The 21,399-nt window shown below is 55.3% G+C and carries 18 protein-coding genes; 9 read left to right on the plus strand and 9 right to left on the minus strand.

Annotated features, from left to right (window positions below; all coding sequences use genetic code 11):
• Positions 1–84 precede the first annotated feature (84 nt).
• Genes C0039_RS17995 through C0039_RS18005 form a run of 3 tightly spaced genes read right to left on the minus strand, consistent with a single transcriptional unit; the run spans position 85 to position 1,499 of the window.
• Complete coding sequence (locus C0039_RS17995; protein ID WP_101518859.1) at positions 85–516, minus strand: nuclear transport factor 2 family protein; 432 nt, start codon at positions 514–516, stop codon at positions 85–87.
• A 12-nt stretch (positions 517–528) separates the two neighbouring features.
• Positions 529–1,302, minus strand: coding sequence for an SDR family NAD(P)-dependent oxidoreductase (locus C0039_RS18000; protein ID WP_101518860.1), 774 nt, complete (start codon positions 1,300–1,302; stop codon positions 529–531).
• Positions 1,303–1,319: 17 nt separating this feature from the next.
• Positions 1,320–1,499: a hypothetical protein gene (locus C0039_RS18005; protein ID WP_076001367.1), complete on the minus strand. Its 180-nt coding sequence runs from the start codon at positions 1,497–1,499 to the stop codon at positions 1,320–1,322.
• Between the two features lie 166 nt (positions 1,500–1,665).
• On the opposite strand from C0039_RS18005, the gene C0039_RS18010 reads away from it, so the two are divergent.
• The 5 genes from C0039_RS18010 to C0039_RS18030 all read left to right on the plus strand — a co-directional run bounded on the left by C0039_RS18010 (position 1,666) and on the right by C0039_RS18030 (position 7,348).
• The gene (locus C0039_RS18010; RefSeq protein ID WP_165787181.1) at positions 1,666–2,433 is read left to right on the plus strand and encodes an SDR family NAD(P)-dependent oxidoreductase; all 768 of its coding nucleotides are present in this window, start codon (positions 1,666–1,668) and stop codon (positions 2,431–2,433) included.
• Between the two features lie 392 nt (positions 2,434–2,825).
• Positions 2,826–3,887, plus strand: coding sequence for an AraC family transcriptional regulator (locus tag C0039_RS18015; RefSeq protein ID WP_198171654.1), 1,062 nt, complete (start codon positions 2,826–2,828; stop codon positions 3,885–3,887).
• Positions 3,888–4,011: 124 nt separating this feature from the next.
• Positions 4,012–4,782, plus strand: a complete 771-nt coding sequence (locus tag C0039_RS18020; RefSeq protein WP_076001369.1) for a class II aldolase/adducin family protein — start codon at positions 4,012–4,014, stop codon at positions 4,780–4,782.
• Positions 4,783–4,800: 18 nt separating this feature from the next.
• On the plus strand, positions 4,801–5,727 hold the full coding sequence (locus tag C0039_RS18025) for a TauD/TfdA dioxygenase family protein (protein WP_076001370.1): 927 nt from the start codon (positions 4,801–4,803) through the stop codon (positions 5,725–5,727).
• A gap of 4 nt (positions 5,728–5,731) precedes the next feature.
• Positions 5,732–7,348, plus strand: a complete 1,617-nt coding sequence (locus tag C0039_RS18030) for an AMP-binding protein (RefSeq protein ID WP_101518862.1) — start codon at positions 5,732–5,734, stop codon at positions 7,346–7,348.
• Positions 7,349–7,434: 86 nt separating this feature from the next.
• Here C0039_RS18030 and C0039_RS18035 read toward each other — a convergent pair whose 3' ends face one another.
• From C0039_RS18035 to C0039_RS18045, 3 genes are all read right to left on the minus strand, one after another.
• Positions 7,435–8,061 (minus strand): hypothetical protein, encoded by a 627-nt coding sequence (locus C0039_RS18035; protein ID WP_101518863.1) that lies wholly within the window; start codon positions 8,059–8,061, stop codon positions 7,435–7,437.
• 216 nt (positions 8,062–8,277) lie between these two features.
• Complete coding sequence (locus C0039_RS18040; protein ID WP_198171655.1) at positions 8,278–10,002, minus strand: amidohydrolase; 1,725 nt, start codon at positions 10,000–10,002, stop codon at positions 8,278–8,280.
• Positions 10,003–10,068: 66 nt separating this feature from the next.
• The gene (locus tag C0039_RS18045; protein WP_076001373.1) at positions 10,069–12,450 is read right to left on the minus strand and encodes a penicillin acylase family protein; all 2,382 of its coding nucleotides are present in this window, start codon (positions 12,448–12,450) and stop codon (positions 10,069–10,071) included.
• Between the two features lie 322 nt (positions 12,451–12,772).
• On the opposite strand from C0039_RS18045, the gene C0039_RS18050 reads away from it, so the two are divergent.
• The gene (locus C0039_RS18050; protein WP_076001374.1) at positions 12,773–13,627 is read left to right on the plus strand and encodes an alpha/beta hydrolase; all 855 of its coding nucleotides are present in this window, start codon (positions 12,773–12,775) and stop codon (positions 13,625–13,627) included.
• 112 nt (positions 13,628–13,739) lie between these two features.
• On the opposite strand, the gene C0039_RS18055 is transcribed toward C0039_RS18050, so the two are convergent.
• The 3 genes from C0039_RS18055 to C0039_RS18065 form a co-directional block, all read right to left on the minus strand.
• The gene (locus C0039_RS18055) at positions 13,740–14,633 is read right to left on the minus strand and encodes a lysophospholipid acyltransferase family protein (protein ID WP_101518864.1); all 894 of its coding nucleotides are present in this window, start codon (positions 14,631–14,633) and stop codon (positions 13,740–13,742) included.
• A gap of 217 nt (positions 14,634–14,850) precedes the next feature.
• Positions 14,851–16,497 (minus strand): AMP-binding protein, encoded by a 1,647-nt coding sequence (locus C0039_RS18060; RefSeq protein WP_101518865.1) that lies wholly within the window; start codon positions 16,495–16,497, stop codon positions 14,851–14,853.
• Positions 16,498–16,554: 57 nt separating this feature from the next.
• On the minus strand, positions 16,555–17,685 hold the full coding sequence (locus tag C0039_RS18065) for a helix-turn-helix transcriptional regulator (RefSeq protein WP_133126046.1): 1,131 nt from the start codon (positions 17,683–17,685) through the stop codon (positions 16,555–16,557).
• Between the two features lie 669 nt (positions 17,686–18,354).
• Here C0039_RS18065 and C0039_RS18070 point away from each other — a divergent pair.
• The 3 genes from C0039_RS18070 to C0039_RS18080 are packed head-to-tail and all read left to right on the plus strand — an operon-like array spanning position 18,355 to position 21,383.
• Complete coding sequence (locus C0039_RS18070; RefSeq protein WP_076001380.1) at positions 18,355–18,813, plus strand: VOC family protein; 459 nt, start codon at positions 18,355–18,357, stop codon at positions 18,811–18,813.
• Positions 18,814–18,827: 14 nt separating this feature from the next.
• Positions 18,828–20,096 (plus strand): sulfotransferase family protein, encoded by a 1,269-nt coding sequence (locus C0039_RS18075; RefSeq protein WP_076001381.1) that lies wholly within the window; start codon positions 18,828–18,830, stop codon positions 20,094–20,096.
• A 27-nt stretch (positions 20,097–20,123) separates the two neighbouring features.
• Positions 20,124–21,383: an alkyl sulfatase dimerization domain-containing protein gene (locus C0039_RS18080; RefSeq protein ID WP_101518867.1), complete on the plus strand. Its 1,260-nt coding sequence runs from the start codon at positions 20,124–20,126 to the stop codon at positions 21,381–21,383.
• Positions 21,384–21,399: the final 16 nt, after the last annotated feature.

Below are 21,399 nucleotides of genomic sequence, written 5' to 3' on the forward strand. Positions count from 1 at the left end.
TGTTGTTAGGTATCAACCACGTAGTAAAACAGTTAAATGAATTACCTCAAGCGAACGGCGCTGTTTATCGACAGATAAGGGGTGTCATTGATCCACCAGCGCCGTGCGTTTATGCAAGCGTTTACTGGAAAATACGCGATGACGGACACGCCAGCCAGAAGCTGTTTTGACGACCTGGTCATAGTAGGAACCAAAATGAACAGGGTAGCCTTCCCCCGTAGCATCACCACGCGGTACTGGCGCAATGGCGCGGGAAAACAGTCTAACTCCACTTTCGTCCACCGCAATATGAATGTTGGTCATGAGATGCGCGAGCGGGTGCTGACCTTCTTCTTCCATATAGCGTTTGATATCGGCTAACCCGGTCATCGTCACCAGGCCGCGCACTTCAAATACAGCATCAGGGGAAAACACCCTGTCTAACTCGTCCCAGTTACGGTCATCTATGGCGTCACCGTAAATACCCGGTAACTCGTGCAGTGCCAGGCGGTCAGCGAGGGTCAGTTCTTCAATCATTACGTCATCTCCTCAGTTTGGATTCAGGGCCTTTTGCAAGGCGAGCAAATCGTTTTGTAATGCGTCAATGGCGGCTCGTTTGTTTACTGCACCGGCGACGACAAGTGGCAAGTCATCAGCAAGGCCTGCGAGACTTTCACTAACAACATCGCATGCCTCCATCCACAGTTCCGCCGGCACCTCGGGCGTGTCATACTGCTCAAACGCTTTGCGGTCGTGAAGCTCGGTATGCGTAAAACCTGGCACCAGGCACTGTACCGAGACGCCGGTACCTTCAAGCTCAAGCTGCAGCGCACCACTGAAATTCGTCACGAAAGCTTTAGTTCCTCCGTATACGGCAACGTCCTTGTAAGGTGAGAACGTCACCATAGACGAAACATTTATCAACGCGCCCCGACCCGCAGCCTTCATAGCTGGCAATGCGGCATGGGTTAAGGCGAGCGTCGCATTGATGTGTGTTTGACACATCGTCAGCTGTTCACTGAGCGGCAGCGTCTCGAAGGCGCCAATAATCGTGAAGCCGGCGTTGTTGACCAGGTAGTCCAGCGGCCCTGCTTCGTCGATTGCCTTAACAACCCGCTCTACCCCGGCCGGCTCCACCAGGTCGACACTCAGCAGAGTACATCGCACGCCACTGACTTCGAGTTCCTCGGCTAATTCACGCAGCCGTTCCTCGCGCCTGCCCACCAGAATCATCTGCGAGCATTGAGGCGCGAGCTGGCGGGCGAACTCGCGGCCAATACCGGCCGAAGCACCCGTTACCAGTGCAGTTTTTTTCTCACTCATCGTTATTACCTCGTGCGCTAGCGTACCGATGCAACAGCACCAATCAATGCGGGGGCAGCCAGTACAAAAACGGCTACGGTGCTGATTACCGCCACACCGACACCAAGAGACGCGGCAACGGACTCAACAAAGTAGCTAAAAACGCTGAACAGACCTATAGCCAGAAGCTGACAGAGCGCCAGGCGCTTCCGCGACAAAGGGCCATTTCTGGCGACTACTGAACGGCCTGGTGTACCAACGCATTTTACCTTTCATATTGGCTTAGATGGCGAATATGCACTACTTTATTCGGCCCTACAATGCATGGTCGCCATTCAAGTCCAATGCCATGCGCAATATCGTACGCACAAACCAGGAGCAAGTATGTCAACCCAATTGCAAAACAAGACAGCGCTGGTCACCGGCGCGGGTTCTGGTATCGGTAAGGCCACAGCGCTGCTGATGGCTTCTCGCGGCGCCAGAGTATGCGTCACTGATATCGATGGCACCGCCGCTAATCGCGTTGCTCAACTTATACGTGAACAGGGTGGCAACGCCGAAGCACACTCTCTCGACGTCAGCTCAGAGGCCCAGACCATTGATCTGTTTGAAAAGCTACACCAGACGGTTGGTCGGCTCGATATCATGCACTTGAATGCCGGAATCCTCTCGCAAACCTCCCTGTTGGACAGCGACCTGGCAGCCTGGTCGAAAATCATCGACGTCAACCTGAATGGGATTTTTCTCGGACTACGGTATGGCTCGGCGCTTATGCTGGAAGCCGGAGGAGCGGTCGTCATTACTTCTTCTTTGGCCGGTAGAGAGGGCATCGCCGGCATGCCGGCCTACGTAAGCTCCAAACACGGTGCAATCGGCCTCGCCAAAGCTGCAGCCGCAGAACTGGGCAGCCACCACATTCGCGTAAACGCGGTTTGTCCCGGGCCTATACACACCAATATGATGATCACGCCCGGGACACAAGAGGAAGTCAATGCTTCACCCGTTGCCGCCACGACAATGCTGCGGCGCGTTGGGTTACCCGAGGAAGTAGCCGAATTGGTTGCATTCCTGGCCAGCGACGCCGCATCATTTATCACGGGAGGTGTTTTCCCGGTAGATGGGGGCATGCCGTTACTGGGCAGTCATCGCTAGGCGTTTACCGTAAGGGAAACGCTACCTACGATAGAGAATAATGTCGGTAGCGGTTTTTCACGGCAAGCCGGTGAATCAGCGGCCTATACCTAACATTAATGTATTATCATAACTAATTGTATTTATTGATTTATATTTAAAGTGTTCTGACATCGGCCGTGTAGCGAATACGTGGTCTGTCCCTGGTTACCCAGGTAATGGTGCTACTGGGTGGAAATACTCTCAGTCAACGCTGAAGCGCCTGCAGAGAATTCTCTCCCGCTGCGCGGAGCATATTCGTCAAAGTGAAATAGTATCCCTCGCTGATGGATATATGACATCATTCTGTACGATGGGTCTACTGGTCTCTGCCCCCTCTCCCGCGCCTGCGCTAGCGGCGTTTCCGGCGGGCGGTGACAGGTTCACATCGACTTACACTCGCGAGAACGGAGAGCAGAACGATCAATACCGATGCGCGCTACATTCTCTGGCTGCTGGACTTTCTATCGAGCCTGGGACTGGATATCGATGCCATCGCCGCCAATAACGGCCTCAGTCTGGCTGCGTTGCAGGATCCGAACGCACTGGTCAGCGCCAAACAGCACCGCGGCCTGCTCATAGATGCCCAGCAGTGCTATCAAGGCAGTGACCTGGGGCTCTCCCTGGGGCTTCAGCGCTCAATCGCCACCCTCGACCAACTCGCGTATTTAATGATCAGCAGCGCGACGCTGCGCGAAGCTACCAACGCTGGACTCAAGTACCAGAATTATTCAGGGCGATTTTCAGGCAGCCTCGTCGTCACTTCTTTCAGTGAAATTCAAGCTGAGGGGTGCTATCAGATCGATGCCAAATCAGAGCTGGGCGAACTGCGACTGCTGGCAATAGAAGACATCCTCGCAAATATCGTCACTACCTGTCGTTGGGTGCTTGGCCGGGCCCTACCGGTAACGAAACTGCGTTGTAACTACCCTGCGCCCCCTCATGCTGCGCGTTACCAGACGATTTTTCAGTGTCCGGTGGAGTTTGATGCGCCGGCAACCCAGCTTTTTTTTGATGCCGCTATTCTCGATCAACCGCTGCCGCAGTCCAGCCCACAGAGTGCCGCACTGTATAAAAGGCTCTGTGAACAAAGAAGCATTGCCCGCAACCAGGGCGATATTGCCTGGCGACTTTGGCAAATCATTGTTGAGGACCCAGCCCGTCCCCCTTCTCTCTCCGATGCGGCGCAACAGTTACACTGCAGTAGCCGCACGCTGACTCGCAAGCTATCGGCACAGGGTTGGCAGTATCAGCAGTTAATCGATCAGGTAAGAGAAATTCACGCTCGTCGCTATTTGAGTGACCCAACCCTGTCCATTACCCGAGTAGGCCAGCAGTTGGGTTACGCTGACAGCTCTGGCTTTCACAGGGCTTTCAAAAAATGGACTGGCCTGTCACCTCGCGGCTTTCGCGAAGAGCTGTTCACAGTCAGGTAGCTGCTGGCCCGTGGCCAGATCAGATAATGATTTGGCTGGATTGGACAAGCTTTACGTGCCCTGCTTGGCCATTATTTCCACCGGGCTGGCACCGCTAATAAATTAATAGCAGAGGATGATAATTATGAAAAAATTTGATGGTCTTGATCAAGCCATGATAGAGCGTTTTGCGCCCCGCCCCGGACGCAGGCCACTGCTACCCGAACTCAGCGAAAAGGCCCAGGTGGCTTTGATGTGCCGGATGTTGTTCCGGGAGGGCTGGAATGAGCATATCGCCGGCCATATCACCTTTCGCCTGGATAACGGCAACATTCTCACCAACCCCTGGGAACTGGCCTGGGATGAGCTTACCGCCAGCGATATTGTCACTCTCGACTCCAGCGGACAGGTCATTGACAGTGACTGGAACGTAACGCCTGCCATCGGCCTGCACCTGCAACTGCATGCCCTGCGACCAGACATCCACGTGGTGATACATAACCATGCCCACTGGAGTGGCATCTGGGCCAACCTGCAACGCGTGCCACCGGTGTACGACCAGACCGGCGCTCACTGCGGTGTGAAGCTTCCCCTGTACAACGAATACCAGGGTACTTTTGAGGATGAAGCCACCTCGCTGTCAGCCGCTGAGGCACTGGGGGACTCAAAATGGGCACTCCTTGCCAACCACGGTTCTCTGGTAGTGGGCAAGGATTTGCGCCAGGCACACCTTCGTGCCATTACCCTGGAGTGGAGAAGTAAGCGCGCCTATGAAGTAGAGCTTGCCGGCGGCGCTGTGCCACTCAGCGATGAAGAGGTTGAAAAAGTCAGCATCACGGACGCCAATGGCTTTCCGTTCTGCTGGGAAGCAATGGCCAGGCGTGAGCTGCGTGCCGATCCTTCGATTGTCGATTAACTATTACAGGTAAGAATTATGAGCTTACAGATCACCCCACTGGATAATGTTGGTATCGAAGTCTCCGGTTTCGACCTGAACGCCCCCATCAGCAGTGAGATACAGGCGCAACTAAAAGAACTCTGGTACGAGCATGCCATCATGGTATTCCGTGGCCAGGATATCAGCCCGGAAAACCAGATTGAGTTCAGTCGTATATTCGGACCGCTGGAAATGCATCCCCTGAAAGCAACGACTTCAGAGGAATATCCCGAGCTGTTCGAACTGGAAAATGGTGGCGAAAAGGATAAGTTCTTCACCGCATTCTATCAGGGTGAGCAGATTGTCGGTCGCCTGGACTGGCATAAGGACCTGCATTACACAGCGCGTCCCAACCACGGGGCAGTACTGCGCGCAGTGGTAGTGGCAGAAGAAGACGGCCTCACCGGTTTTGGTGATCTGGCTAAAGCCTATGACGCGCTGGATGAGGACACCAAGGCCCTGCTTGAAAAACTCGAAGTCGCCTATAGCTTCAGCATGCAGCGTCGCCATATGCGCTATGTAAACCTTGAAGGTTATGAACCTGGACCCTTCAGCCCGAGAAAACCCGCGGATGTTGGATTTCCGGACTTTGCTGACGCTGTCTATCCTGCAGTCATCACCCATCCTGTCAGTGGCCGTAAAGTGCTCGAAGTGGTAGAACAGTTCCTGGACCGTGTGATTACTCCGCAGCAGTTTGGCTTGTCCAACGACGAGTCCATCGAACTGTTGGAACGCCTGGTGGCCCATGGCAAAAAGCCCGAGTTCACCTATTTCCATAAATGGCAGGAAGGCGATATGGTGCTATGGGACAACTGGCGGGCCATGCACTGTACTACCGGCACCAGGCCCGGTGTTAAAAGAGTAATTAACCGCACCACGATTGAGGGTGACATCACCCTGGGTCGTGTGCTGACTACAGAGTGAATTAATGAATAAACTCGACCTCTCCGATACAGCCGACAGGACAATTCCACGAATCCTCAGGCTGCAGGCCGAACAAAACGGTGACACTGCCTTTCTGGTAACCGACTCCGCGCGTATCAGCTTTGCTGAAGCCGATAGCATCAGTGATCGTCTGGCAGCCGGGCTCCGAGAACTTGGCATTGTTAAAGGTGATATTGTTTCCCTGTTTCTGGGCAATCGCCCGGAAATGGTGTTACTCACCCTGGCTATCAACAAATTAGGGGCAATCTGGACGCCAATCAACGGTGACTACAAGGGGTCCTGGCTGCTGGACAACCTGCAGATGTCCCGTTCGAAAATGTTGATTACCGATGATCAGTACCAGGATCGGATCGCCGAGATAGAAGACCAGCTTAAAATCGAAACCATCGTGCTGCTTGGCGATATTGAGGCAAGCGCATTAAAGAGCCCCATTGCCTATCAACAGTTGCTGGATACCCCTCCAGTTGCACTGGATTATGCCGATCTGCACTATGGTGATAACTGCGCCATTCTCTGGACGTCCGGCACCACCGGAAAGTCCAAGGGCGTATTACAAAGCCATAACTCCTGGGTACGCCCGATTGTTAAAGGCTGCAGTCCACAGTACAACTCACAGCCCGGAGACAGTATCTACTGTGTGTTGCCACTGTTCCATACGGCAGCCTGGGCCACCTCGGTCTATCGCGCTTTGATCGAGGGTATCCCCTGCATTATCGAACCGCGTTTCTCTGTCACCACCTATTGGGACCGGATCAAGCACTTTGGGGCAACCCAGACCTTCCTGCTGGGTGCGATGGGCGCATTTCTGCTCAACGCTCCTGAACGGGACGATGATGCAGAGACGCCGCTGCGACTTGCGCAGATTGTGCCGCTAGCACCTAACCAATGGCCGATATTTGAACAGCGATTCGGCCTGCAATTGATCCGCACGGGGCTGGGACAGAGCGAATGTCAGCTGGTGATGACCCAGGTGGAAAACCGCGAGGATGTGCCCGTTTACGCCCTGGGCTTTCCGGCCTCCGACACTGTCATACATTTGCTTGATGACGATGGCAATGAAGTTCCCACTGGCCAGGTCGGCGAGATTTGTATAGAAGCGCTGGAACCTTACGTGGTGTTCAATGGGTATTTTGAGAACCCCAAAGCTACCGCCGAGGCCTACTTTGGCGACTACTACCGAACGGGCGACCTGGCCAGGCAAGACCCTGACACCGGCGCCTATTTTTATGCCGACCGCAAGAAAGACGCCCTTCGCTATGCGGGGCGCAATATTTCAACCCTGGAGGTCGAGAGCATAGTCCGCAGGCATCCTGCAGTAGCGGATGTCGCCGCCTTCGGTATCCCTTCAGAAGAGGTTGAGAGCGAACAGGAGCTGAAACTCAACATCATCCTGAAAGAGGGCAAGACCTGCACAGCTGAGGAGCTCTGCAGCTTCATAAACGATAATGCTCCACACTACTTCGTGCCCCGTTACCTGGACTTCGTCGACGCCTTGCCGTACACCCCCACCAATAAAGTACAGAAGTTTAAATTGCGTGAAGAGGGTGTTGGCGAGCAGACATGGGACCTGAAACAGTCCGATTATGTAGTTCGACGGTAAGCTGGATGGCAAAACCGTTGCTGTAGGTCTCCTTGCAGGGATAGAGCGGGCCAGGCAGTCACAGCGGGTCACCGGCTGCAGTGAGCTTAGTGGTTATTACACGAATTCGGCCCCTCGGTGGACATCAGGGTGATGGCTGAAGCCTCCTCCGGCAGGCCATATTGCGTGTGATAAGCGCCCCACTCCGTTTTCGGGTGTTCCGCAATACAAAAACTGATGCGCCCCGGGTGACCCACAGTGCCGTGCGACTGCAAAACACCGCCTCCCCGACCGCAGAAGTAACGCATCATCTGCGCAAATCTGCCGACGGTGGCGTTGGCCCGGCAATTGGCGCCCAGGGCGTTGGTGGAGTGCGCAAAGCCGAGTTGCTCAACCACGGGCCCACTGACAATAACCAGAACAGCTGCACCACCGGTAGTCACTTCAACTCCGCTGAGATTGAGATCGGGATCCAGTAGCGCCTCGGTCAGTGTTCTTAACAACGCGCCATATTCGGGCTTGCAACCGGCCATTACCGCCGTTGCCGCAGCCTTTTCGGCCCGGACAACAATATTCTGGCCAGGTATCTCCCCAACGACATCAAGCCCCTGCCAGCCCATGGCATCCAGCATTGTATCGACCAGACTGCCGTAGGGTGGAATGACTGGAAGGCCATCGGTCCAGCCGTTGTCCATGCAGTTTTCAATATCTTCAATTGTTGCGTAAGTCGTCATAGAATCCACACGAATTTATTATTACTGAATGAAACAGCCTTCGGCTGCACCATAAATGTTCCGGACGCAGCATAATGAAAGAGCCTAACAGCAGCTTTGTCAGGCTGGCATCGTACACCTGTACTACAGTAACAAGCGGTGAGTACCCGTCTTCAGGATATCAAGCCATTCCTGGCGCTGTTTCGGGGTGCCACAGCGGCTGTAAGCCCCCAGTGCTTATCGGGGGTAAATTTTCAGGCCCTCTTTATAGGTCGCGAGAACCTCTATGTCCCTGATAGCCATAGGGTCGACGGTGAGAGGGTTGGCATCAAGCACTACCAAATCGGCCAGCTTGCCTGGTGTGATTGACCCCTTACTGTCCTCCTCATGGTTCTGCCATGCGCCATCGAGGGTAATTGCCCTCAACGCCTGCTCCGCCGTGATGCGCTCTTGCGGCCCGATGACCTCGCCCGAGCGGGAAACCCGGTTGACTGCCGACCAGACGGTGAGCAATTGGTCCATGGGCGTAACAATATAATCGTTGTGGTTGGTAAAATGGATACCCAGGTCGGAGGCTGACTTCATGGGGCTGAGAAAGTGAGCCCTCTCTAATCCCAGGTTTTTCACGTGTACGTCGCCCCAGAAGAAAGCGTGATTGCTAAAAAAGGAAGGAACCATGCCGTAACGGGCATAATCCTCCAGCTGATCGTGTCGGATGAACTGGGAATGAATAATAACCGTACGTGAATCATCGCCCGCCTTGTCTGCATGTTTTTTGTGGGCGTTCAGAACCATGTCTACCGCTGCATCAGCATTGGCATGAACGAAGGCACGCATACCAGCACCGTAGACGTCTCCAAGTAACTGCTCAATTGTCTCGGGGGGCGCGGTGGGCTCCCCACGCCACCCCTCTTCACCCCCCGGGCCGCCGGTGAGATAGGGCTCGGTAAAGAAAGCAGTCTTGCCCTGAGGTGAGCCGTCAGTGAGGATCTTGATACCCCCCAGCTTCAGCCGGCCGTCATAGTCCGCATAACTCGCCTTCTCCGCTGTGAAAGCGGTCAGTTCTTCGGCATTCCCCAGGGCGACCAGGTCAATATAGAGATCCCCTCGCTGCGACGCTTCTTTGAACAGGGAAAAGTTCTCCATGCTCGTTGCGCCATCCTGGGCTGTGGTCACGCCATTTCTGGCGTAAAGTGCCTGCGCCAACTTGATGTTCTCGAAGCGAACGTCCCCTTGCGGCTGGGGTAACGCGCGAGCGGCCGGAAACCAGGCGGTTTCCATGACCAGCCCCAGCGGCTCATTGCTGCCTTCACGCCGAACGATAACGCCCCCCTCGGGGGTTGGGGTTGTGTCATCGTAGCCGATCGCAGCGAACGCCTGACTGTTCAGTACCGCGCCGTGGAAGGAAACATGGACGGCGATGACCGGGTTGTCAGGAAACGCTGCATCCAGATCGTCACGGGTCATGTGGCGTCCATCGGAAAGCGTATCAGCATCGTAGCCAAAGCCCACCAGCCAGTCACCCGGGGCAATGCCATTGAGTTCTGCCTGGGCTTGTAATTCAGCAATCACACCCGCGATATCGCTTGCATTGCCCACGGGAGCGCCGGACAGGTTGGCCCAGTTAGCGGACGTCGTGGCCATGGAGAAGTGACTGTGCCCGTCGATAAACCCGGGCACCAGCGTATGTCCCGCCAGGTCAACCATCTCGGTCTGTGCCGTTTTCAGTTTATCTATTTCCACCAGTGGGCCTACCGCCATTATTTTTCCAGCGCGAATAGCCACCGCCTCTGCAGCAGGCTGCGATGTGTCCATGGTGACAATAGGGCCCCCGCTAAAAATCTGGTCCGCGGTAAGTTTCATCACCGCAGTGGGGGTGGCTTCATCCCGGGCACAACCGTGCAGTAGCGTAGAAAGCGCAAACAGGGTGATAGCGGTGCGGATAAAATTATTGTCGATCACAGTTTAGACCTCATTTGGATATCACTAATGCCGCGACCATTCGAATTCGGCTGCGACCTGCCGGTATCATATCCCACTGCGTGCATCTGCTGAGAGCGTCATTTCACTCACCGCATGGGACTCGATTGCCTGGTCGCTATACCACCAGTAATTGGGGGTGCCAGTGAGCCAGTCACCCAACAGATGTTTGAACTGCGGGTGAAACAAGCGGTCCGTCGTACCGCCAGGTATATGTGCCTCAACCTTATCAGGGTCTGACAGGTCTGCAACCATACGCATCGAGGCGAAGAAGGTGACAGCATAAGGCTGGTGATATTTATAGGCTGCACGATTAAGCGTTTCACCGGAGCCACTGATGGGGTGCGTTCCACCACCGAACCACTGCGCCAGGGTGTCCCCTTGCAGAACCGGGTGACTGAAGGTAATCGTATGCGCTTCGCCGTAACGCCAGGCCCGCGGATCAGTGCCGTATAGCGGCACCAGTTCCTCCAGAACATCGTGGCCAGCCAGCTTAAACAACGCCTCACGGCTTTCAACAGCATCGGTGCCCTCATCATCCAGCCACTGCCCATCCTCTTCGAGGGTGATCATGGCGATGCGCTCGTGCCAATAGTAGTAGTCATCCAGATATTTTCCGGCCAGTACCGTGCCGAGTTCATCCTCTACCACCCGGCGCGCGTAGTGACGCAGCATGGACTGGAATACCAGAGGCGCTGCCTGGTTGCTGTCATCTACAAAGTTCCAATTCTCTAGTAACTCTCCCAGAACCCGAGTTTTTTCGTCCGCTTTCAGTGCGTCTGCCATCAATGGGGCCAGACGTTGAGCGTACATGTTTTTTGTATCCAACTGCAGCTGCCAATGATCACTGGTAGACCATATCTGTTTTTCTTGCATGGCTTCCAGAATTCGGCGGTAGCGCCAGGAATGTGCAAAAAAGGTGGAATAGACATGGGGGTAATCGTCGGGAACAATGCGGTGATTGGCGCTTCCCACCCAATCCTGGGCCGGGGCTCTCACCGTGGGCATTTCATCGCCGGGGATACGACCGCCCCAGTTGTCTACGTCGTCTGTTACCGGGAACGGGGCAGCGCCATCACCTCGAAGGCGGCGAGGAAGGTAACCGGTTCCCTTGCGCGCAATGTTACCGTCGTAATCTGCGAGTACATAAGTCAGGGGAACAGCCAGGGAACTCAATGCTGTTAACGCCTGCTCCGTATTTTGCGCGAGCAACATCTCGCGCATACCCAGATTGTCCCCGATAAACTCGGGCACGGCCCAGCGTCGGCTGATCACTTTTCCGCTGCCGACCGCCATGCCATGATCAGAAATCACTGGCCCGCGTTTGGTTTCGCGGATTGTCAGGGTTTCTTCCCGGAAACCCGCATCCGCTTCACTGTCGCGAACACGCAGCACGACCTCGCGCACGGTGAATGGGATTGAAGCCTCGCCCTCAAGATAATTTGCTGAATTGTCAGGATCAACCGTCTCGATATACAAATCGACGATGTCGCCATAGCCATTAGTTACGCCCCAGGCAAAGTGGCTGGTTCGGCCAACACCCAGGCCGGGCGCGCCGGCAGTTCCTGCGCCCACAGCGCGCCACTGCGGGGTAATCAGCGCTACCGGGTACCAGAACCCGGGCAGGCGTCGGGCATCAATATGCGGGTCACTGGCCACGATGGGGGCATTACCTGCCGAGCGGGAGCTGCCTGTAACCCATGCATTGCTACCATTGCCATCCGACAATGAGGTATCGATCTGCGCATCCAGGCCCAGTCCCGGTAACAGGTATTTATAGTCCGAAGCTGTATATACGCCCTCAGGATCATCCGGGTTGACGGTTATCTGGGACAGTTCTGCGGCACGCGCGGGCCCCAGGTGATCAACCAGGGCCTGGCTCAGTAGTTCTTCGCGCCAATTGGTGGTACTGCCGGTGATATTAAAATACTGGACAGCCATGACGTCCTCAATTCCCCAGGGCTGCGGGTCCCGAACCAGGATGGGCAGTTCTCCCTGGCGCTGGGAGAGGTAGGCATTAATTCCCTGCGCATAGGCGAGGTGCCACTCCCGCTCTGCCTCGCTCAACAGCCCGACCTGCCGCCGGGCCAGTGCCGGTACATTCCACAGGTGAACCTGCGTATCCATAGCGACACCTGCCTCCCCCGCCACTTCCGACAAACGGCCCCAGGCAAGATTACGCATCATCTCCAGTTGAAAAAGACGGTCCTGGGCGGTGACAAAACCCTGGCCACGAATGGCGTCCAGCGGGGTGTCCGCGTAAATGTAGGGCATGCCCTTTTCATCCCGCAGCACTCTGACCTCGCCGGACAATTCCGGCACGATAGCACTGCCGCCGGGGTCATAACTGTCCAGGTGAGGTGCGTAGAGAAAGCCGGCGACTGCCAGCGCGACAATTACCGCTAAAGCAATTTTCACTACATTGATCATAAACGTGAACCTGTAATGGGGCCCTGGCAAAGGCGATATGAGCGGATGCTGCGCCCGGCACAGCGTAGCAAATATCAGCGACATGGCACTAGCGCAGATGTTACTCGCCGCTTTTCACGGACAGGTTCGCACACTTGTACTAGAGAGTTGGTTTAATACAAGCAATTTCCATCAATGCTATGAAGGCGATATACTTGTTGTTATCAGCTGGCGCGGTGTGCATTCGCAACAGGTACTCCTCCCCGCGACAGGCGGTTGACCCGACGCCACAATCGAGGGTGATGTAACCCTCGGGAGAGTGCTGGGCAAGGAGTAGAAAGCTGTGACGAAAACATCATCCAGACTGGTACCACCGACAACCCTGCAGCGGCCACCGTTGTTCAAGACCGCATCAGAATTCCGCGCCATAGCGGAATTAGGCTCATTTTTTCTCACCCGAAAATACCTGCAAAGAGCACTCCCGAAAGGCGATGGCCATCCGCTAGTCATTATTCCGGGCTTTATGATCGGTGATGCGTTTACCCGGTCCCTCCGCCGCCTGCTGAGGACACTCGGGTATGACTCCCACCCCTGGGACCAGGGCGTCAACCAGGGCTTGCGTGATGAGACCTGTCACAATATTGAACGCAGAATCGCACAAATCCACCGAGAAAGCGGGCGTAAGGTTAGCCTTATCGGTCACAGTCTCGGCGGTGTTTATGTGCGAGCGATCGCGCACCGCCAGCCGCAACATGTGCGACAGATCATAACCCTGGGCTCGCCCTTCAACGCATCGTTTGATCAGCAGGCAACGGACAGTAAAGGGGGTGCGCTGGCGCGTGCCTATGAGCAGCTCAACCCCGGGGTGGAAAACGACGCACTGCCCCGTAGTAATCTTATGAGCTTCCCCCCTCAACTACCTTCAACCTCAGTCTACAGCGAGGGTGATGGCATTGTCGGTTGGCAACACTGCATGGACATTGCCGACGGACTAACGGAAAACGTCCGCATACCGGGTAGCCACACCGGAATGGCCCACAACCCCCTCGTGGCTTACGTGATCGCTGATCGCCTCGCCCAGAACGAGAATGAATGGCGCCCATTTGATCCCCGGGGTGTGGAAAAGCTGTTACTGAAGCCTGCCTGCATAACAGAGTTGTTCCCCGAGTGGGCGCTGGACGACCAGCCTGCGGTGTGAACTTCAGGCCAGGATCTGACGGCCCCGCGCACTCCGCGTTCGACAACTGACTATTAAAACCTGCACCACTGCGGTGAGCTCTGCGTGGCGATGCCCAGTGACCTGGCTTGCGTCAAGAACTGAGAAAACGCCGAATAAAACCATCATTACCCTTGTTCTGCGCTCGCAGTAACAGCATGTCCCTCAGCAGCGTATCAATACCTTCAGCGCTTTGCTTGCGCACGCGATTCAATACAGTTTTGGGAATGGTTTTCTTGCCCGGGTACAGGGGTACTGAAATCGGCTTGCCAAAAGCCAGGTAGCAATGCTGGGGTTTTGGCAACAATGTTGAAAAGACACCACGGGGGATAATGGGCAACAGGTCCTCACGCCAGTTCTCGGTAATTACCCCCGCTTTTTTCAGCAGCTTACCCGGCGTACTGTCGAGAAATTCGTCGCTCTCGATCAGGTGATCATAAAAATCATCCGCGCCTACCAATCCGAACGGTGTAATGGGATAGCCGTGCCTGGCCGCCATGCGCACAAAACCGTAACGCTCTCGCCATTGCAGTGTATATTTCTGTGCGGTGGGCTTCAGGGCCTCGTGGGCGCCGCCCGGAAATACCAGCAGATCACGACCGTCTTCCATCATCGCATCGCAGGCTTCCGGGTGAGCGGGAATCATGCCGCTGTTGATGAGCAGATCGCCGACAGACTTACTCTGAAGCCAGATATCATCGCCCATGCTGCGCACGAACCGTCCGGCCTCGTGATAGAGAATAGGACAAACCACAAAACCGTCCAGGCCAAACCCGCCGTGGTTACCCACAAACAACGTGGGTCGGTCAGGAATGTTCTCGATGCCCACCACCGTGGGGGAGAAATAACGCTTGACCAACTGGTATACCCTTTTTGAGCCCAGGGCTCCCATGTCCTCTACTGCCCGCGCTTTTGCAATAAGGTCTGCCATTTCCTGCGAGCTTACCGCCGAGGAGTCGTGCTTTTCGAACAGATTTTTTTCGGGCATTGATTTGTACTCCTGCCACCTCGGCCGGGGTGGCCATGTGTGACCGTTCCATCGCGGGCTCAATTTATGGATTCAGTTTACTTTCGGCGCCCATCCGGCGCAATTATTCTGCCGCAGCCAGGGCGTTACGGTGATCCTGCTTCAGCGCCATTGGTTGAATGACCGCACGGTGAACTGCCCGTCGCCCTGAATTCCTGAAAGAATGACCAGGAGCAACTCAGGCAAACTCCAATACATCGCCCCGACCTCGCTCTATAAACTCCTGTTCCCATTCCTCGATATCCTCTGCAGCCAGCAATCGCCAGGGGTCTGACTTGTTCGGCTGCCACCAGATGGGATCAGCGCAGCGCCATTTCTCCCGTCGCAGCGGTTGCTTGATCACTTTCGATGTTTGCGTCAGTGGCAGCGCCTCGGTGATCCTGAAAAAGCTTGGCATCCATTTGCTGCCGAAATCCTCTTGCTCGCGCAGAAACGCCGCGAACGTGCCCGCGTCGAATTCAACGCCCTCGCGCAACTGTAACGCCGCCATGACCCGGTCTCCCAATACCGGGTCCGGTACCGCATAAACAGCCGCAATGACTACATCGGGATGCCGGGTCAGCACCTGCTCTACCTGCGAGGTACCAATGTTTTCCCCGTCCACACGCAGGCCGTCACCGTCCCGACCGACAAAATAAAAGTAACCATCCGCATCCCGGTAACCGCGATCGCCCATCCAGACAACGCCCCCCCGCGTGCGCTTTGCGTTGGCCTCTTCGTTCTTCCAGTACCCCTCAAAGGCGGGCACACCGTCGGTATTGACCAGTTCACCAATCGCTTTATCAGCGTTGAGCAGACGCCCCTTTTCATCCAGTTGGGCGCGCTCACATTCGACCATTGTCTCGGGATTCATGACCTTCATACCGGGAGTCATGGCCAGGCCAAGGGAGCCCGCAGGGGCTGATCGATCCCGCACCATTGCAACACCACCTTCGGTGGAGCCGTAGCAATCCTGCAGCCTGCAAGCGAAGCGGCGTTCGAACTCCTTCAGGTCGGCATGAGCGGCTTCATTGCCAAGGCCGCGTCGGAGCGTATTGTCAGCATCGTCGGGTTGCTCCGGCGTCGCCAGAACATAGGCGAGCGGTTTCCCGACATAGCAGAAATACGTTGCGCCGAAGCGGCGTATATCAGGCAAGAAGCCCGATGCAGAAAACTTGCGGCGCAAGGCGATGGGCACCCCGCTGCCCCATGAAGGCAACACGGCTGTCATCAGCGCATTCGAGTGAAACAGGGGCATGGAGACATAGGCTACATCCTCCGGGGTGAGCCCCTGGTCGTCGATTACGCGCTGCACGTTGGCGGTTACTCGACCGTGGGAGCAGATACAGGCTTTGGGTGCACCCGTGGTACCCGATGTAAATATCAGGCAAAACGTGTCTTCTGGCGACACCTCCACATCGGGTAAGCCAGCACCTTCATATTTTTTCAGCCCTTCCCGGTACAACTTAGAATTGGTGTTAAGGCAGCGCGCGCCCCCCAGATCCAGCGCCTGCAATTCCTCCCAGTAGTTGTCGTTACTGACGAGAAACTGGCATTCAGTATGGCGAATGTCCCGCGCCAGGTCGTCCCCACGACGAGTAGGATTGACACCCACCAGCGTCGCCCCCGCCACCGCACAGGCACCCTGCCACATCAGATACTCCGGCTCATTATCGAGCAGTAAACCGACATGGAATGGCCCATTGCGAGGCTGGTCCAGTAAAAAGGCTGCGCGCTGGGCGCAGGCCTGCACGAACTGCGCATACGTCCAGCTTTGATCTTCAAACAGCAGGCCAGGGTTCTGGTTATCGGCCTGTGCATGGATTAACTCGGCTACTGTACTCATATTTTTTCCCGGAATAGTGATTTCTTTCGACCGCAGAGATGCCGGCTTTAGCCCTGCTTACTGCCACTGCGTAGCGAACGCATCCGACACCAACTTCACAAGCTGGCTCTGGCGATTAACGCCTGTCTTGGTAAAGATAGACGAAAGTTGAGCCCTGGCCGTGTTTCGAGATACCCCCAGGACCTCCGCCGCAGCGGTGAGTGTCAAACCGTCGATGAGGTGAGTAATCAGCTTTGACTCGGCCGGGGTAACACCGAACATTTCAATCAGGCGTGACTGGCTGGGTGCGCAGTCGCGGACCGGCCCCCGCAAAAGTAACACCAGTTCCGGCCCGCCCTCACCAAATACCACATCCTGCTTTTCCACCGTGCGAATGTGTACATCCCATTTCGTGTCTGAGCTGGTGCGATCAATGGAAATGCTGCGGGTACGTGGAACCTTTTCAGCGTCCCGGTCTCTTGTAATCAGCTCGCGACACGACTCTTCCAGCTTCTGCTGATCGGCACTCTGGTTGCAACGAAGCAAACTGTGCCGCAGGAACACACCATCCTCGCTGTTGAGGATGAGTTTTGCCTGTTTATTGGCTGTAAGCACTTCCAGGTCTGCGTTCAAAATAACAGATGCGATATCCATCGACCCCAGAAGCTCCTCGTAAAACTCTTCAATAAAGCTGTTATGCGTATATGCACTGTAGAGTTTCAGTGCATTATTCATCAGCGGGACGATGCTCTCCAGGCGTGCCCGATCGTCCCGGGAAAATGCCGGGGCATCCCCTATCCGGACCAGCCGCAACCTGAGCCGTATATGGCTCTGTTGGTCGTAAACATCAAAGCCAATCAGGTCAGAAACGTTATACGCATTTAGATACTCATAAAAATCGAGTGATTTGAGCTCGGAGAGCGTAACCCGGTCGTAGAGGGTGAAAACCTGCCTCACGGGCAATTCCGCAAACGGTGAATCGAGATGTGCCCGGTTTTGAAAATCCTCCAACGCGCCGCTATCTGAATCTGAGTACAGATACATAGTAAGGCCCGGATCGGACAATTGGGGCCGGCGCACCACTATCGTCGCGCTGGGCACCTGCATATAGTCTTCAAGATACTTCAGCAGTGTCTTCCAGGGAGGTTTTTCCAGTACGCCTTCATAAATCGCCTGGCTCAGCGGATGGGCTGCTTGAATTTCTGACAAACTGATCTCCATTCTGTGCCCAGATACGTATCGAGTCTGGCGCACATTGTCTTTTCTGGCTCGAACGTAATTCTCTATGCCATTCCACAGCTTCGCAAACTGTGAGCCCATTTGTAAATATTGGCAAGCTAACGTCCCGGACCAGCCAAAGCCTGCCCCGGGCTATTAGCTAGTTAACACTTCGGCCGCCCACACTGTACGCATAACGTTCGATCCATGGGATGAAGGAGGCACGCAGCCGGCAAAATTCTGGAGTAATTAAGTGGAAGAAATAGTCGTACTTGATCGCTGCCTATTCGCTTCCTGGAAGAACACCCCGAATCTAGAATCAGCATCTGTATAGAATCTTATCCTATTGTTTTTATTATATATATTAAGCACATATAGAGACTGATTTCGCTGTGACATGCTTGCCAGATGGCCTCCCTGTCCATGACCCTGCCGCAAGCCTTCGCGATCACCAAAATGATACTGTAGTGCAGCTGCTCCCTCGGGGTGGGGGCTACGGACCCTGGCCGAGCAGCCAATCTTACAGCGGATAGTTAAACCACTGGCGCTGTTCTGCTGCATGCCCTGTTAATACGGTTGTTTTTAGCAATGCACTTCTTCTACTTTGCGGTATCGCCATACGTTCTGGCTTTGTCACACTGGAATATCACGGAGAGCCCTATGAGCCACAAGATACCTGCGGAACTTCACCTGCCCCCTGTCGACCAGATTGGTTTCGTCGTCAGGGACATGGAAAAAGCGCTTGCGCTGTATACGCCGGTGTTTGGCGACTTCGTGGTCATGGACGCTGCGGATTTGGAATGGGAGTATCGTGGCAGCCCGGAGGTCAGTTCACTCAAGGTTGCCTTTGCCAGAAGTGGGGACGTCGAAATCGAGCTGATCGAATGGGTGTCAGGTAAGACACCGCATAAGGAGTTTCTGGATGCTGGTCACGAGGGTATGCACCACCTGAGGTTTGTCGTCCAGGATATTGTAGAAAAAGTAAAGCAGGCGGAGGCTCACGGCTATCGGCAAATCTGGTACAAACGTTTCGGTGAAGGTCTTGCAACATCCTATCTAGAGCGTGATGGTGACCCGCTGATACTGGAGTTCTTTGAGAACAAGGCGCTCAATAGCTGACTGGGGCGTCACGTATGGGCGAAACCATTCGAATTACTGACCTGGCAAAGCCGCAGTTGAGTGAACTGCAGCAATCAATCCTCGCTTATGGGGAAACGCTGGAGGTTCAGTTTGATGCAGGCGGAATTCTGGAAGATGCAAAAGCAGCTGTCTCCCTGGATGATTTCGGCCCGTCGGACTTCAGGCAGCGATTGCAGCTACTGTGTAATGAGTGGGGCAGCGATGCAGACCTGAACAACCTTGGCAGGATGAATCTGCGCAACAAGCTGCTTTTGTTTGCACGCAACCGACTGCTAATTCAGGATCTGCTAAAACGCCACCCGGAGATTCACCAGGTAAGAATTCGCCAACCGATTATCGTGGCGGGACTCCCCCGCTCTGGCACCACCCACTTATTGAACCTGATGGCCGCTGACACCCGCCTGCGCGCCCTGCCCCTGTGGGAATCTTATGAACCGGTGCCCCTACCGGGCGAAGCGCTACTCGAAGACGGCACTGATCCACGCTATAAACGTTGCGCCGATGCCTGGGAAATGATGCAGCAGACGGTCCCCCTGCTCGCCGCTATGCACCCCATGAACCCGGACCACATTCACGAAGAGCTGGAGCTCATGGGTCCCGACTTTGCCTCCTACAATTTTGAGTGGTTGAGCCCCTCGCCGCAGTGGCGTGATCACTACTATGCTACTGACCAGACGCCCCACTACGAATACATGAAGACGGTATTGAAGATACTCACCTGGCAAGATGGCGACAACGGTAGCGACACGCGTTGGGTGCTGAAATGCCCACAGCATCTCGAACAGCTCCCGGTACTGCACAGGGTATTTCCAGATGCCACCATCGTGGTGACACATCGCGACCCGGTGGCTGTCATCCAGTCAGCTGCAACCATGATTGCCTATGGCCAGCGCATGTCTCGCCGCAGCGTAGACCTGGAAAGTACCATCGAGTACTGGTCTGAGCGGGTGCTTCACCTGCTGCGAGCCTGTGCGCAAGACCGGGCGGGCCTTCCTGGTGAGCAGAGTATCGACGTGCTTTTTCATGAGTTTATGGCGGATGATATCGCCACGGTGAAAAATATCTATGCAAGAGCCGGGCTGCCGATGAGCGCTACGGCCGCTGCTCAGTTACAGCAGTTTGTAGCCAATCACCCCCGTGGCAAGGACGGCCGGATCATCTATAACCTGAAGGAGGACTTCGGTGTTGATGCCAACGCGCTTCGTGAACGCTTCGACTTTTATTTTCAACAGTTTCCGGTGCAGGTCGAGTCGCCTGGCTGAATACCTGGTAATAGAGCGCTGATCACTATGAGAGAACCCCTGTACAAGTCACGCCCCGTTGAACCCAACCCGGCGCGTTACGGTGGCGAGCGCATCAACGACTTCATAATGATGTCAGAAGCGTTCTCCAACGCCTACCGCATAGAGACCCCGGCAGGCAGCGTGCAGCTGAACGCGGGTATGGGCATGGAGGCGCCCGTTATCGATGCCAATTTCAAACGGTTCAGCGATACCCCTGTGCATACCTTGATCTTTACCCAGGGGCACGTGGATCACGTTGGCGGCACTGCCTACTTCCGTGAACAGAACCCGGGGCTCAGGGTGGTCGCCTCCAGCCGATTTGCAGAACACCAGGCGTACGATACACGGCTCGCACCCTTTCGCGGGAATCGCTCGGCTTTTGCCTTTGCTGAAAAGTTCGCTGACGCATTCAACTACTACAAGGCACAGGGCTACAGTGACTTTCCTGCGCAGGACCAGCCCACACCCGATCTATTGGTCGAGGAACGTATGGCTTTTGAGCTCGGTGGCACGAATTTCGAGCTGATCGCCCTTCCCGGCGCTGAAACCAATGACTCACTCATCGTCTGGCTGCCGCAGCATAAAATCTGCTTTACTGGCAATCTGTTCGGATGCCCCTTCGGTCATTTTCCCAACCTGGTCACGATTCGCGGCGACCGTTATCGTGAGGCGTTGGTGGTCGCGCATGCGGTGGATACAGTTCGCGCTCTGCAGCCAGAAATGATCTGCTATGGCCACCATGCCCCCATCATCGGCTCAGAATTAATTCAGGATGAGCTGACCGCGCTCTATAATGCTATTCATTATGTACACGACGAAACCGTAAAAGGCATGAATGAAGGCAAGGACGTGCACACCCTGATGGCAGAGATTACCCTGCCACCGGAGATGGAAGTCGGTCAGGGCTATGGCAAAGTGTCCTGGAGCGTACGCGCTATCTGGGAGAGCTATGGCGGCTGGTTCCATCACCAATCCACTACAGAGCTTTACGCAATCCCCCAATCCAGCGTGGCAATGGACCTGGTGGAACTTGCGGGCGGTGCAGAGGCCATAGTGGAACGCGCCGCTGAGCAACATGCCCATGGCCAGCATGAAAAGGCGCTGCACTTGCTGGACATCGTCCGCGATGCGGGCGCCGACACCGGGCAGAGCCGGGCCCTTGGCGCAACGGTTCACCAGGCCCTGCTCGATAGCAGCAATAACTTCTGGCTCAGCGCCTGGCTGCAGAACCAGATCCGTAAACTGCAGGCAAAAGTGCCGGAATGAAATAAGGAGAATCCAG

It is taken from the genome of Pseudohalioglobus lutimaris (assembly GCF_002866825.1).
Taxonomy (GTDB): Bacteria; Pseudomonadota; Gammaproteobacteria; order Pseudomonadales; family Halieaceae; genus Halioglobus; species Halioglobus lutimaris.